This window comes from Pedobacter sp. AC379 (assembly GCF_979258145.1).
The window spans coordinates 4,289,428-4,303,647 of the sequence record NZ_OZ409839.1 but is presented as its reverse complement, the minus strand read 5'-3'; the positions used below and the strand labels follow the sequence as shown (position 1 = coordinate 4,303,647).

Below are 14,220 nucleotides of genomic sequence, written 5' to 3'. Positions count from 1 at the left end.
ATTTCGAAGCCTTTTTCTTTTTATATATTGTTTTAAGTTGCAGTATTTCAGTATTTTATGTAATAATTTTTCTTTTAAGCTGGTTCGACCTATTCACTTATTGTTTTCTACTTAACTGGATTTTTTCTAGATTTTCCAAACATCATTTCGAAAAGAGATAAAATTTTAACGTTTGTTCAACTTGGTGGCCTTGTCAGAAAAACCTGCTAAGGCATTTAATTCATTCATAAACAGTATTGAAAACAAATCTGGCTGTTATTCTTTAGCCATTGTTTTCTGAACACCAACAGACCTCATTATTTCACTTATAGAAAACACAAAAAAAGATTGGTCATTTGGTCTGGGTAGAGCACAATTTTTAACAGGTGAGCTTTAAACCATTTTCTATTGTATAAATCATTATCCTTCCAAATTAGGTAGGATATGTGCTAAGAGATAGCGGACGTATAACACTTGACGAAAAATAAGAGAAACCATATGTAAATAGCAAATTAGAAAAGTATTTTAACGAACGTTAGGTAATGTATAGTTTTTAGTTATATTTGCTTTATGAGACCACAGAAAATTTTAGATACAGATATGATATCCGGCCTTACCAAAGTTTTTAGGGATAAAGGCTATGGAGGAGCGAGTTTAAATGATTTAGCGGAAGTAACCGGATTAAAGAAAGCAAGTCTATATCATCGATTTCCAAATGGAAAGCAAGAGATGGCAGAATGTGTACTAAGCGATATAGACCAGTGGGTTGATGAAAATATTTTCTTTGCTCTATTGGACGAAACTAAATCAACAGAACTGAGATTAAAAGATGCCTTGAAAAATATTGAAATTCTTTATGACAGCGGAAAAAATACGTGTGTTTTAAGAGCTTTTTCTATGCACGGCGGATTAACGTTATTTGAGGAGCAGATAAAATCTGGGATGGAAAAGTGGATTTCCGCTTTCAATGTTTTGGGGATGTCATTAAAATTCACTTCCACAGAATCTCAGCAAAACGCTATTCAAACGTTTATAGATTTGCAGGGAAGCCTCGTTGTAACAAAAGGCTTAGCTGATACAAGTATTTTTAAAAATACTTTAAAAAATATTGAAAAGAGATACTCAATAGCGTAAAAAAATTTGAACTAATAAATTAACAAACGTTCGGTAAATTATGATGCAATTACATCCGCTGCCACCTTTTAACGAAGAAACAGCGATACAAAAAATTCAAAAGGCAGAAGATGCCTGGAACAGCAAAGACCCTATTCGAATTTCAAAAGCATATACGCTTGATACAGAATGGCGTAATAGAAATCAATTCATTAACGGAAGGAAAGAAGTACAGGATTTTCTTGCTGACAAATGGAAAAATGAATTGGATTACAAACTTAAAAAACAGCTTTGGACATTTAACGACAATCGTATTGCTGTAAGATTTGAGTATGAATATCGAGATAAAAATGGTCAGTGGTTTAGAGCTTACGGAAACGAAAATTGGGAATTTGATGAAAATGGATTAATGAACAAAAGGTATGCAAGCATCAATGACTTAAAAATTAAGGAAAAAGAAAGAAAGTTATAAATAGTCTGAATATGAAAAAAATAATCCTATTACAATTTATCATCCTATTCACTCTATCTGGATGTAAAAGCCAAACAATTAATAATACTAAAGTTAAATCAAAAAGTATGACACTGAAATACCCTACATTATTTAAAACCATCAATGTTGAAGGAATTAATATTGCTTATAGAGAAGCAGGAAACCCAAAAAATCCTACAATAGTACTCTTACACGGTTTTCCTTCATCTTCACATCAATACCGAAAAGTTTTATCACAGTTATCGGACGAGTTTCACCTAATCGCCCCAGATTATCCCTCATTTGGAAACAGCGATTTTCCATTGGCAAGTGAATACGAATACACTTTTGATAATATTGCAAAAACAATTGACGCCTTTCTAGAAAAGAAAAAAATTGACTCTTATGCATTAATGATACAAGATTATGGAGCACCTATTGGTTTCAGAATAGCTACAGCTCACCCAGAAAGGGTTACGGCAATAATAAATCAAAACGGAAATGCTTATTTAGAAGGTTTGGGCGAGGCTTGGACTGGAATTAGAGCACTTTGGAAAGTTCGGAACGCTGAAACCGAAAAAGCAATACTGCCTGCCTTTTCACTGGAAGGTTTGAAATGGCAATACACACATGGAACAAGAAATATTGAAACAATAAATCCAGACACTTGGCATTTAGATTATTTAAGACTTTCAAGACCAAATGCACATAAAGTCAATATGGATTTATTTTACGACTACCAAAACAACTTAAAACTATATCCAAAATGGCAACAATATTTAAGAGATAATCAGCCACCTTTATTAATAGTTTGGGGAAAAAATGACGAATTTTTCCCTGAAAGCGGAGCAGTCGCTTTCAAAAAAGATGTAAAGGAAATCGACTATAATATTTATGATACTGGGCATTTTGCATTAGAAGAGGATGGAGATGAAATTATAGAAAAAATTAGAGTTTTTATGATGAAAGTCGGGCAGTAATTGCCAATGCTAAAGTTCTGCAACCGCAATAGCGGAGATTTCGGTTGCAGAACGTTTTTTTTACTAAGAAAGTTTTATATTGGCAGGGAATGGTGCCTAGAGCAACCACTTTTTGTGAAGCTTACAGCACAAGGGGAAACAGCAGCAAAAATGTATTTCTTTTATAGTTGTCTTTTTTGGCAAAAGTCTCTTTCATGCTTTGAGTTCAAGACCTGCAGCGATCACTGGGCTTTAAATATTATTAAAAACAGGCGCTTTTCCGAGATCTTGAGTATACAGAATTCAAATCCTGAAATTAAAATCTGGGAAATTTAAAGGCAAAACAATACTTTTAAATGGACTAAGGAACAAAAAATTTTATCACGCCAGGAAATGACAAACTGCAAAAAATCTTACCTTTAATACCGTTACGTACAATCAAGTCAAAATTTACATCATGAACATAAAGTATGCGCATACCAACATTATAACAAAAGATTGGAAGGAACTTGCACGTTTCTATGAAATCGTGTTTAATTGCATAGCGGTTCCACCTATACGAAACTATCAAGGGGAGTGGCTTGAAAAAGGCACCGGCGTCTTTAACGCAAATTTACAAGGGATACAATTACGGCTACCTGGCTATGGGGATAATGGACCTACATTAGAAATCTATCAGTATTCAGAAATGATTAATGCTGACAGACACTTAGCCAATCAAAAAGGATTTGGACATATCGCATTTAAGGTAGAGGATATTGCAGGGGTTTTAGCAATAGCATTAAAGAATGGAGCATCGAAAATTGGAGAGCTAAGCGAACATCATTTTGATAATATCGGTGTATTTAGGTTTATTTACATCTCAGACCCGGACGGGAATATAATAGAACTCCTAAACTGGAGTTGATATTAGTTTCGCAAACTTAGAAATTTGAAATCGAACGGTTTCTTGGTTAGAAATCTACAGCCTAAATATTATAATTATTGGAGAGATTTCGAGTCAACATTTCAATAGAATGCTTAAGACTGGGCATTTTATTTTGAAACATGCTATTCTCCAATTCCTGAAATCCCTCGTTGCTTAGAAATTTGTAGCTACCTGAAGAATATTGAACGAAAGACATTTTGCTAATTTAATTTTCCTTGACTTAAAGCTTAAGACACCCAATAAGCTAAGTAATCTCCTTGGTGGAATACCAATATTCCACCATTTAATTTGATATAGAAATAATCATGAACCGGTATCATCATTTCATGATCATAGGGGTTGGTAACCATAAATCTGATCGTGAGGAAGTAGCCGTCTACTTTTTTGGCAATTGCATATTGATCCGCTTTGGTTGAAAAAGCGTTTTTCGACAATTTTGTGCTAATTTTTGTTATCTTGATTTTAACGGTATAACCACTTTGTGGTAACTGATAGTCAATCTCATCAAAGTTTCCGGATTTTTGAGGGACTGTGCATAAACCGGAGTAAATTGACCCCATCTCACCAGCAATATATTTAATTTAAATTTTTGATTGTCCCAATGTTAGAGATTGACAAAGGGGGGGCAAATATATTAGTATAATATGCAGTGCATAAGAAACTGATGAGGTAGTTGACAACTTAATTCTGTGAACTTTTTTTCAAAAAAAACTGGTATTTTTATGAAAATTGCTCCAAGTTTATGTTAGTCAGTTACTTCAAGCCTCGAAAACTCCTTTCGTTTTCACCTCATCCTTACGATATTGGAAATATTATCGGTTTTTGGCATAACCATGATGATAACCACTTTCTATTAAAAATCTATAGTTTGCATGAAGATAGATTTGCTGATTTCTATTCCTATCATCTGCAATATACGCTTGAAAAAAATATAACTAAAAAGGAGGATTTTTTTAGGCACGTATGGCAGATTGTTGATAGCCGGATTAGACATTTTGAAATTCAGGATCCGTTTTCAAGAAAACATGCCCTGCATAAAAATAATATTCAAAAGCTTCAGGCTTTTCAGAGATATCTTGATAGTGTTGATGAATGGAATGCCCGACCGTCTCATTTGCTAATTGCTGAAAAAGACGCGGTTATACAAAGGCAGCAATCAGAGATTGAAGCGCTCAAAGTAAAGCTGTTAGAATTGAATGTATTTGAAGTCACCCAGAAGGTGTGGATTGACGAGGGATATCTTCCGACATTAATTGATCTGGTATTGCAGTTGAGGGGACTGGGACTGGATTCAGGGAGAAAGCTGTTGAAAAGTGACCATAAGATTCCTTATGCTAAAATGATCAGCAAGTATTTTTCCCACGCCGGAAAAGATATTTCCATTGAAACAATTAGAAATTATTTTGTGGAGAAGAAGGGGGATGTGCCGGTTAAGGGTACCACGGTTCCAACTGATCGCCGCCTTTTTAGGATTGTCAAGGCAGATGAAGATTTTGGATCAGTTGTTTAACAGTTGAACATGACCAGGCCGGTTAAGTGGTCATGGTTTTAGATACCTTCAGTAACACTTTTGCTTCGTATAATTTAAATACGGAGGTAAAAATGCAAATTGAAATTTTAACATGGGAAGATCTTCAAAGGTTCAGGAAGGAACTTATTGAGGAAATCAAAGGAATCGTCAAAACTGGTGAGTTGAGAACTGGTGGCGATTGGTTGCGAAGTGCGGAGGTAAGAAAACTCCTGAAGATCTCACCGGGGACTTTACAGAATCTGCGCATCAATGGGTCTTTGCCCTATCAAAAGATTGGCAGCATCGTGTATTATGCACATTCGGATATTATGAAGTTGCTGGATAAAATTGGAAGGGGATGATGGATACAATAGGACTGCTAACCAATTATCTAAGGGTAGCTCGTGGAAGAACCGATTTTCACCAGTCGCACCAGAACCTTTATTCGGCAATATTAATTTGTTTTGGAAAAGCTTTATTTCAAAATCCTTTCCGGATCAGCCGACGGGAGCTGATGGCTTTTTCTGCCATTCGCTCTTATGCGACGTATCATAAATGCCTTAACGGACTGGTGGAGGTCGGGCTGATTGACTATCGTCCATCGTTTCATCCTAAACAAGCCAGCAATATATTGGTGTTCGAGAAAGTCAGAAAGATTGATGTGATCTGAAGTTGCCGCAGAGACATAATCGGTAGATCATTATATCCTTCTTGAGCGAGGTAGCTCGTTATTTGCTTAGCTGCTTATCAAGTTATGCTGATCGCTTGTGTATACATGAAGTTTTAAATGTAATCATCTGGTTTCGTAGCTCATTTGTTTTTGAAATACTTGGATTGCCTGCTAGAAGGTTATCAGATCATCCATGTATCAAAGTAATAATATCGCTAGATATAAAGTTAGCTGGGTTATACCTATTGTAACGTCAGATATGCTGCCGGACAATGATAGGTCTTAAAAAATCTCTTGATATCCTTAAGAATTAATTTTGAGTAATTAAATGAAATGATATATCTTTCGTAATCTATTTTTCATCATCTAATACGCTCAAATAAACATGACAGGAACCCTGGCCCAGCTTATCGCTTTGGTTGCATATGGAAACCAATGTATCTCACACCATGGCACTCATAGAGAGTTCGTTCAGCACCATAGCACTTTCCGGTTCTGCGAAAAGGTCTTTTTTACGGCCGAAAAGAAAAAATACTTTTTTTCTGAAGGCAAGCGCACAACGGTTGCCGAAAACCCGCTTGAATGGTTCCGGTATCTTGGTCTGGACGGATGCCAGGCATTGCGTTTATACTATGAACCTTCGGATGGAAGTTCTGGTACAGCTGACCATAAACTGGCTGGCATGATCGGCGGAGGGGGGACCTGGGTGATCGAGGCGATGTATCCCGAGTATTCTGATTTTTGGTACGGTGGATGGACAGTGAGCAGGGAAGAGGCTGAGGATAACCGTGTCTGGTCAGTTGAATATAGGTGCATCGGGTATGAGATAGATTCCAGAAACCTTCAGTTCAGCGTAGGGGCGCAAAGGGATGTGCTTTCAAAAGCACTAAATGAAATTGAAACATTTGCCAGGGAACTAGATATGGAAAATTTTGCCCAGGTTTTCCAAAGGGCGAATGCGGCCCTGGCGTCCGCACATCCTGACCAGGATTATTATCACAGCGACCTATTGCCTGAAAATGCCTACGGGATGCCAGAGCAACAGTTGCTTTTTGCTGCCTCACGTGCATGGGTGTTTGGGGGAATGGGATCCTGGAACGATATGGGATTTGAAGACAAACAGGTTCAGCATCGCTACGAAACCGTATCCTCAGCACTTTATACAGCGATCAATAATGCTATTATTGCCGTAGTCAACTCTTAAAAAAATGACCAGAACCGGATGACATCAGCAGCTAACGGCCCAGGGACCAGATGGAGCGCTTGAAAAACTCCTTCAATATTCCATGGACTGCATCAGGCTTTGTCCAAAGTCCGCTGTGGAAGAGGAAATTGCGGTGGTGTAATCAGTATTGGTTGGATGCTTAACCTTAGAATAAAACAAAAGATAAAATTATCGTGAAAAAGACAATCTACATTATTGCCCTAAGCCTTTTTTCAACGCAGCTGAATGCGCAGAGCCTTTACCCTGAAAAGTTTGAAGACTGCAAACTGTCCGAGTTCTGCCTGGATTGTGGAAATCCGCAGGCCCAGCCACCTAAGACTGTATTCCAGAATATCCTGCGCGGAATCGGCGAAAAAAACCTTGCAACCCTTAAAGGCACCATAGAAATGCAGATCCTGGTCGATCAGGAAGGCAAGCCCTGTCTATTGAGCGTCGATAATAAGACCAATCTGGGTTCAGCTGAACTCAGGCTCAAACAATCGGTCAATGCGACTGAAAACTGGACGCCAGCAATAGACGGTACGAAAAAGCAGAATAGCTCGGTATCGCTCATCATGGAATTCGAGGGTGGCAAATTCCGGGCGAAACGCCGGACATTTAACTTTACCAACCAGTCCAATATGAAAGCAGCCGGCACGCCCGACCGCAAGGGAAGCGAGGAGAAGGAGCTTAGCGAGAGCTGGAAAGTATTTACCCAAAGCAACTCAGAACTGCCCTGGGATATGAGCAGGGCTGTGGCTACCGACTTGAAGGGTGATGTCTGGATCGGAACGGATAACGGGATCGTGAAAATATCGGGCAGTAAATGGCAGCACTTTAATTCTGGGAATACCATTATTTCGGCAACGAAGTACAATAAGGCACAGACAGAGTCGGTTAGGGATATGGCGGTTGATCAAAAGGACAATAAGTGGTTTGTGATCGGCTATGATCTTTACCGCTATGATAACCGTACCTGGACCAGATTCGATTCCCTGGACTCACCCATTAACTGGGCAAGAAAGATCGTTGTTGATCCCAAGGGGAATATGCTTTTTACCTCCTGGGAAGGCGTGGCCAGGTTCGACGGAAGCAAATGGAGCGTAATGAACAAGAAAAACTCGAAGTTGCCATCTGACAGGGTTCTGGGGGTATTTGTGGACAGCAAGGACCGTACCTGGATCGGTACCTTTGAGGGTAACGTGGTTATCGAAAAAGGTAAGACCACAGCCTTAAACGATAAGTCCTCGCCGCTATCGAAAGCTTACATATCCAAGATGTGGGAAGATAAAAAGGGCAACCTTTGGTTCTCGCTGTATAATGAAAAAGGTGCGGCGGCAGGAATGTATATGCTTTCGCCGGAGGGACAATGGGAACGTTTGTGGAACGACAACCCGGCAATGTTTGCCGGCAACAGCATCAACGATTTCTTTTTGGATGAAGGAAAAAACACTTTATGGCTCAGCCAGAACAATGTCGGGATTATCAGATACGACATTGGCGCAAAAAGACCGAAATATATACCACTGAAAATTCTAATGTTCCCAGTGTCAATATCGAGCGGATCACAAAGGACAAAGATGGGGCAATCTGGGCGGCAACCTTTGCAGGGATAATCAAAACAGCATTAAAATAAATACAATAATTACATTGTATCCTGTCCAGGTAGAAGGTTAATCGGTTGCTGCCAGACCCTTGGCTAAAGATCAAGTGCCAGCCTATTTGATTGATGTAGGTCGTGCCGGAAATAATCTTGGTGTGCTCATTGTCATTCATTAAAATAATTAGCCCGTTATTGAAGTACCTGTTGATTTCGAGAATCTTTTCGGTGTTGATAATATATGACCGCTGGACCCTTAAAAAGCTGGAAGGCAGTTTTCCTTCCAGTTCCGACAAGGAGAGCTCTGTTAAGAACTTATCTCCGTTATCAGTATAGATCATCACAACCTCGTTCGGCCAGCAAAATTTTTTATAATAAGAGTTTTGCTTCACTAAAATATTGAAGAAATTCTTTTTCCATTTTTTGATTTTTAAACTTGATAATTGTAGATGTTCCATCAAAACAAATTATTTCAATTTCAGAATTCGGACTTAAGAATTCATTAGGTTTTTTCCAAATATTTTCATTGCAATCTGCAAATGGAAACTCTTCACTTTTTAAGGAAGGAATTTCGCCTATAAATGCGCAAAATACTCCCCAAATAAATTGAATATTACGCGTCTCTACTAATGCTTTAAATTCAGAACCAGAAAACTCTATTTTCTTACTTTCAAAATCGAGCTTATGAACTTCCCCTTTTTGTTCAAAGTCAAATATGAAATAATCTTGATTTGTAAGTAGCCAGTTATAATCACCGATACTTTCAATGATTGGGTAGAGTAACTCTCTCAAATTTGTGTGAAATTTTAGCTTTTCTGTTTTCTCGAGAATGTATGTCATAAAATTTCTGTTAACGGTGCAGGGCTTGCCGAAGTGGGGGGGACAGGGTACTTCAGCCCAACCCTCGCAGTAAAGTAAAATTGAAAAACTTAACTTGAGCCTTGTTCGTCCGTCCTATAACGCCAAGCACTGTTACCTGCTATGCTTTTCTACAGGTAATTAAATCTCGATTTTCAAAAAATACCAATCAGATTTTGAAATCCAATCGCATATTACTTGTTTGCTGAAAATTATTGGTTTATCTCTATTCACTTTCCATTTGTCTGCCCAACCTGGAACAATTGCTTCATTTTCTTTGTAAACAGTTCCACTTTTTAGTGATACTGTTCTTCCATGTCCACTTTGAATAGTAGTCGAATAATATTTGTTGTTAGTCAAGCAAATAAACTTTTTTATGTCAAAACCATTGAATTTTTGAAGCCTTTCGATATCTAACAGCACGTCATAACAATCTAGATCTTTCGCTCGATTACTTGCTTTCATAAAACATTTAGTTCTATTGCTGCTTTCGTTTCTCCTAAAATGCAAACTATGTCAATACTTTTCTTCTCGTAGTTTGTTTCCATTTCAATTTCAAATCTTTCATTTGGTTCAATGCAATATGTGTTTCCCAGATCAAAAATTAGTTTTGAAGGATGAAGTTGCAAGATGATTCCTTATTTATTATTTGTTTACTGGAAACAATTCTTTCAAATAAAATTTCCCAAGCTAAATCTATAATTTGTTGTAGTCTCGAATATTGGTCAATTGGTATCAAATGTTTTGTCCTTTAAATTTCATGAGGTATTAAGTAGCATAGCAGCCCACTTTTGTATTTACGCAACTTGGCTTAAACAATTCCTTGCTTAATTCAATTCAGTACAGTTTTCTATTGCGAATTTTGTATTGTTGGTTTTCGTTTTTAATCGTTTATAAGCACTTAACTTGGTTAAGTGAGATAGTGCATGGTTGTTAATTTAGTTTAGCAAGATATTAATTTTACTCGAAAATAGAATATCCAAAAATTTAATTATTTTAAATATTTAAGGGATGGTTTCTGATTTTGGATACTCAATGAATGCGGAGAAATGCTTAAAAGTTAGCCCTCGCAAAAATGACCAGAACTATTGCCCTTACCTTTACGATGGGCATCTTGCAATAAATTTAAAATTAGCCTGGGTGATTAACCCAAGCTAATAATTTTTACATCATTCCATCATCCGCAAAACTGTAATAACTATCATTAGAAATTATCAGGTGATCCCAAACTACAATCTCTAATAGTTTACCACCTTCTTTTAGTTGATTAGTCAATTTAATATCTGCATGGCTAGGTCTTAAATTACCACTAGGATGGTTATGCGATATTATTATTGATGACGTATTCGCTTTTAAAGCCATTGAAAATATAATTTTAGGATCAAGGATAGTCCCACTTACACCTCCTGTGGAAATATCTACAATCCCTAGAACTCTGTTTTCTCTATTCAACAGAATCATTTTACTCTGTTCTAAGAACTCTATTTTACCTAAGTCCCATTGCTGTATTAATAGGTCATAAGCTTGCTTAGATGAGGTGATTTTAGGTGATTTGTGTTATCTTTTGCATCTAAAAACTATGAAACAATATCTATTTACCCTTGCGTTAGTGTTTACATACATTTTAGGAAATGCTCAAACACAACTGAACGACAGTAATATTGCAAAGACAATGCAAGAGCTATCAGATACAACGGTAATTATACAGTATCCCAGTATTTGCTCTCATGCTCCCTTCCTTCTTTTCTTAGGCAAGACAGGAGACACAATAACTGCTTATGAATATAAAAGACCAGAGGTTCGTAAAGTCAATGGTACAGTGCCATCGGCGATTCGCAGAGTAATGTATTATAAGGACTTAACAGAATATATGAATGAACAAGTATCGATTAACCGTTATTTCGTTGAAAAGGATATTTCATTAGATACATTGAGAAATCTTTGGAATGATATACTTAGATTGAAACTATGGTATATGAAAGATGATGCTATCGAAGGTTCGGGATGCCCAACGGTGAAAGGATCAAACTTAACCATTCATGATGCTGGAGGCATATATATATTATTGATAAGCAAAGCTGAAATTAAGCCGTTAAACTTTTACGCTCCAAATGAATTTGAGAAGTTTTGTCCAGGACGGAAAGGTAGACAAACCGCTATTAAATTATCTGGTTTAATAGGTAAAGCATTCAGAGAGCATTGATTCCCGATTACAACCATTAAGGTTAGCTTTTCAATAATGGGAATTTGCTCACCGCCTGCGAACTGAGAAAATGTGTGAGAATCAGCAGTTGCATAGCAACGGGATTCGATTTATGTTTTATACAAGTGATTGACGACAAATCCTCATAATCACTCCACATTACAAATAGTATTACAATTCAAATCCCATGGCTCGACATCTGTTATGGTGTGGGCAATTACTTTGCTTTCATCATAAATAAGAGCATGCTTTCTCCAAAATTCTAAATCTGCTAATGAGGCTAGTGGGTCAAAAGGTTCTCTTGCTGCCCTGCTTCCAGAATAATAAGTAATAACCATGTAACCAACTTCCGTTCTCTTAAGGACTAAGAATATAGATTTTGTCGGAATACTTTCTCTATGTAAAACAAACCTAGTGTGTCCAAGTTTACCCTTTCGTATTGCATAAGTAATCAAATCTGCATCTGAGGTTTCAATACATTCTGAGAATCCAATATGTTTATCAAACACAAATTCTTTATCGATGTATTCGTGAGCGTAGTTCTCAAAATAATCAAATATTAGTTGAAAGTGTTCTTCAAGGTCAGAATGTATAAAAGCTTGATTCGGTCTAGAATAGAAGTTTATACCATCAATGTTGGTGTAAATCTTTCTTACAAAGCTGGCCACAACACCGTTTTGTGTTTCATCAATACTAAAGGCGACGTATTCTCTGTCGTTTATGCCCTTATTGTGCGTGGTGATTTTTAAGTATAGGTTAGAATCAAAGTCACTACATTTGATAAAGCCAAATCCTCGTTCATGGTTCAAACTTACTATTTGTCCCTTGTATGTTTTCTTAATTGCCATTCCGATACGAAACTATATATAATGGGTTACTATAATGCTAATTATGTTATAATAAATGTATGCGTACCGTAAATGCGTATGGAGCGAGGGTCGTTGCAGTAAAGTTCGTAGAACGATGCAACGATATGTTTTATGTAATTGTATTATTTTAATTTGATGGTGTCTATTACTTGAACTACATAGTATAAGCTAATACCTCAAGCTCTTTGTTATTCCATTTAGGTAATTCGAAATTTAGAGTGCTCCAATCGTCGGCATCAAAAGTATTAAGTATTTGATAGGAAACATGAGCTAATCCATCCACTTCAGATAAAATTTGTATCCTATCACTAAGCTTTATAAGTTCTTCATGCAAGAGTCTAACTTTATCTTTTTGCCGCATTCTATACAAAGATACTAAATCAATGATGATATGCTCGCCTCTGCGAATTGAGAAAATGTGTGAGAATCAGCAGTTGCGGAGCAACGGGATTCGATCTATGTTTTAACACAAGCGTTAGCGCAGCATTTTCGATTACGCAGGTGAGCTGAAAAGTGGAATGCGATTAGATTTATCCAGGATGAAGCGAAGCAAAATCCTAGATAAAGATAGAGAAAGCATTCATGAGGCAACCGATTTGCCAAAATTAAAACCATGACAGAACGAATGTGATGGCGTGTGTTTTAAGTGGCATTAGCCTTGCCGAATACCGATCTCCCTAATCGGGTTTGCACTGCCTCAACCGACGCACCACTGACTAAAAGTATACCCAGATACTTAAAAGAAACCACACTATTGCCCAGCCACCAATATAAAGACTAAACCAATCCATTCCCTGCGTAAGCAGCAGAAGTTGGGGATGGAATTGGTTGCAGGATGTAATGATTTTTATATATTTGACCAATAAACTATAATTCATCTATATGGGACTTGCGCTCTTTCCAATCATATACCTTTTAGTAGTTGTTGGCTTGTTGTTTTTATTCTTTAAGATATTCGACGGAATTAGAAAGTCAAATTATGAGAGAAACGATATCTTAAGGGGAATTCATGAAGAACTAAAACGACAAAATATAAATAAAGATTAAAGTTCTTCCTCCTCTTAAGCCACTATTTGGAGAGAGGAATGGATTTAGGATTTTGCATATACTTCTAAAACCAAATGTTTAACTTAAAATATGAAGGAAAGGAAGATTAGGCCACAACAGCTTTGGGATTTATATAATGTTTCAGCCAATAGTGCTCATGAACTTTTGCTTAGTTTAGGGTTCAGCTTAAATCAAAGAGTAGAAAATTTACTTATATATCAGACTCACTATGAGTGCTTTATTTTAGCCGAAGATGCGGGCTTTGTAACGAAAGTTCAATACAAAATGACGGATAATGCAATTTATTACGACTGTATTGAATATGCAAAGCAAACTTTAGCATTTGAAACCGTATTTGAAGAATTCGAGCCATTAGCAGATGTTTTACGCCTTGATGATGAAACATGTACGCTAATATGCATGGTTGTCCACCCCAACAGTAATCATCCATTATTGGGAATAACATTGCTCCCTAAACTTCCACTTCCCACACCCGAAAATAAGATTGAGGTAATATTAGGCCCATCACCGTTATCTAAATAAAAACAGTAAACATTAGTATCAACTCCTTGAACCAATGACTAAAGGAATCCATTCCTCACTTAAGCCACTTTTTGAGTGAATGGATTGCTACTAGGAATGATTAAATGTTGATAAAATGAAGCCGAACAGTACAATCGGTTTCGTATTTTTAGCTTTATGGATACCAGTAAAGATTACGTGAGATTTCCTTATTAAAAGATAAGTATGAATATGAACAAAAGCGTAAAGATAAATTTGAAAGTTCCTTAGGTAATTCGGAATTAGT

General features: G+C 36.9%; 16 protein-coding genes and 1 pseudogene. 11 read left to right on the top strand and 6 right to left on the bottom strand.

The annotated features are described in order from the left end of the window. The first annotated feature begins 549 nt into the window (after nt 1–549). The 4 genes from ACZZZW_RS18815 (at nt 550) to ACZZZW_RS18800 (ending at nt 3,430) form a co-directional block, all read left to right on the top strand. Entirely contained in the window at nt 550–1,113 is a 564-nt protein-coding gene (locus tag ACZZZW_RS18815) for a TetR/AcrR family transcriptional regulator (protein WP_463495715.1), read from the top strand. Nucleotides 1,114–1,153: 40 nt separating this feature from the next. Next, complete coding sequence (locus ACZZZW_RS18810; protein WP_055912132.1) at nt 1,154–1,564, top strand: nuclear transport factor 2 family protein; 411 nt, start codon at nt 1,154–1,156, stop codon at nt 1,562–1,564. An 11-nt stretch (nt 1,565–1,575) separates the two neighbouring features. Then, on the top strand, nt 1,576–2,544 hold the full coding sequence (locus ACZZZW_RS18805; RefSeq protein ID WP_082458847.1) for an alpha/beta fold hydrolase: 969 nt from the start codon (nt 1,576–1,578) through the stop codon (nt 2,542–2,544). A 436-nt stretch (nt 2,545–2,980) separates the two neighbouring features. Further along, nucleotides 2,981–3,430 carry a VOC family protein gene (locus tag ACZZZW_RS18800; RefSeq protein ID WP_055912139.1) on the top strand — a complete coding sequence of 150 codons (450 nt, stop codon included), beginning with the start codon at nt 2,981–2,983 and terminating at the stop codon, nt 3,428–3,430. Between the two features lie 248 nt (nt 3,431–3,678). Here the strand turns inward: ACZZZW_RS18800 and ACZZZW_RS18795 are convergent, their stop codons facing one another. Then, nucleotides 3,679–4,011 carry a hypothetical protein gene (locus ACZZZW_RS18795; RefSeq protein WP_055912142.1) on the bottom strand — a complete coding sequence of 111 codons (333 nt, stop codon included), beginning with the start codon at nt 4,009–4,011 and terminating at the stop codon, nt 3,679–3,681. Nucleotides 4,012–4,193: 182 nt separating this feature from the next. Here ACZZZW_RS18795 and ACZZZW_RS18790 point away from each other — a divergent pair, with 182 nt between their 5' ends. The 5 genes from ACZZZW_RS18790 to ACZZZW_RS18770 all read left to right on the top strand — a co-directional run bounded on the left by ACZZZW_RS18790 (nt 4,194) and on the right by ACZZZW_RS18770 (nt 8,451). After that, a complete protein-coding gene (locus ACZZZW_RS18790) occupies nt 4,194–4,961 on the top strand; it encodes a hypothetical protein (protein WP_463495709.1) in 768 nt (255 codons plus the stop codon). Between the two features lie 92 nt (nt 4,962–5,053). After that, nucleotides 5,054–5,323, top strand: a complete 270-nt coding sequence (locus tag ACZZZW_RS18785; protein ID WP_055912152.1) for a helix-turn-helix domain-containing protein — start codon at nt 5,054–5,056, stop codon at nt 5,321–5,323. After that, nucleotides 5,320–5,631 (top strand): hypothetical protein, encoded by a 312-nt coding sequence (locus tag ACZZZW_RS18780; RefSeq protein WP_055912146.1) that lies wholly within the window; start codon nt 5,320–5,322, stop codon nt 5,629–5,631. The genes ACZZZW_RS18785 and ACZZZW_RS18780 overlap by 4 nt, the downstream gene beginning before the upstream one ends. Nucleotides 5,632–6,016: 385 nt before the next feature. Beyond that, the gene (locus ACZZZW_RS18775; RefSeq protein ID WP_463495705.1) at nt 6,017–6,835 is read left to right on the top strand and encodes a hypothetical protein; all 819 of its coding nucleotides are present in this window, start codon (nt 6,017–6,019) and stop codon (nt 6,833–6,835) included. 194 nt (nt 6,836–7,029) lie between these two features. Then, nucleotides 7,030–8,451 (top strand): ligand-binding sensor domain-containing protein, encoded by a 1,422-nt coding sequence (locus tag ACZZZW_RS18770; RefSeq protein ID WP_463495702.1) that lies wholly within the window; start codon nt 7,030–7,032, stop codon nt 8,449–8,451. 118 nt (nt 8,452–8,569) lie between these two features. Here ACZZZW_RS18770 and ACZZZW_RS18765 read toward each other — a convergent pair. The 4 genes and pseudogenes from ACZZZW_RS18765 to ACZZZW_RS18750 form a co-directional block, all read right to left on the bottom strand. Then, nucleotides 8,570–8,776, bottom strand: a pseudogene (locus ACZZZW_RS18765) (LytTR family DNA-binding domain-containing protein); the annotation flags it as partial. Between the two features lie 28 nt (nt 8,777–8,804). After that, entirely contained in the window at nt 8,805–9,275 is a 471-nt protein-coding gene (locus tag ACZZZW_RS18760) for a hypothetical protein (RefSeq protein WP_055907618.1), read from the bottom strand. A gap of 159 nt (nt 9,276–9,434) precedes the next feature. Then, a complete protein-coding gene (locus tag ACZZZW_RS18755; RefSeq protein ID WP_055907621.1) occupies nt 9,435–9,758 on the bottom strand; it encodes a hypothetical protein in 324 nt (107 codons plus the stop codon). 699 nt (nt 9,759–10,457) lie between these two features. Beyond that, a complete protein-coding gene (locus tag ACZZZW_RS18750) occupies nt 10,458–10,835 on the bottom strand; it encodes a JAB domain-containing protein (protein ID WP_082458721.1) in 378 nt (125 codons plus the stop codon). 37 nt (nt 10,836–10,872) lie between these two features. Between ACZZZW_RS18750 and ACZZZW_RS18745 the strand changes: the two genes are divergently transcribed. Then, entirely contained in the window at nt 10,873–11,496 is a 624-nt protein-coding gene (locus ACZZZW_RS18745; protein WP_463495698.1) for a hypothetical protein, read from the top strand. Between the two features lie 149 nt (nt 11,497–11,645). On the opposite strand, the gene ACZZZW_RS18740 is transcribed toward ACZZZW_RS18745, so the two are convergent. Further along, on the bottom strand, nt 11,646–12,344 hold the full coding sequence (locus tag ACZZZW_RS18740) for a cold-shock protein (RefSeq protein WP_463495696.1): 699 nt from the start codon (nt 12,342–12,344) through the stop codon (nt 11,646–11,648). 1,158 nt (nt 12,345–13,502) lie between these two features. On the opposite strand from ACZZZW_RS18740, the gene ACZZZW_RS18735 reads away from it, so the two are divergent. Next, a complete protein-coding gene (locus ACZZZW_RS18735) occupies nt 13,503–13,955 on the top strand; it encodes a hypothetical protein (protein ID WP_463495694.1) in 453 nt (150 codons plus the stop codon). Nucleotides 13,956–14,220: the final 265 nt, after the last annotated feature.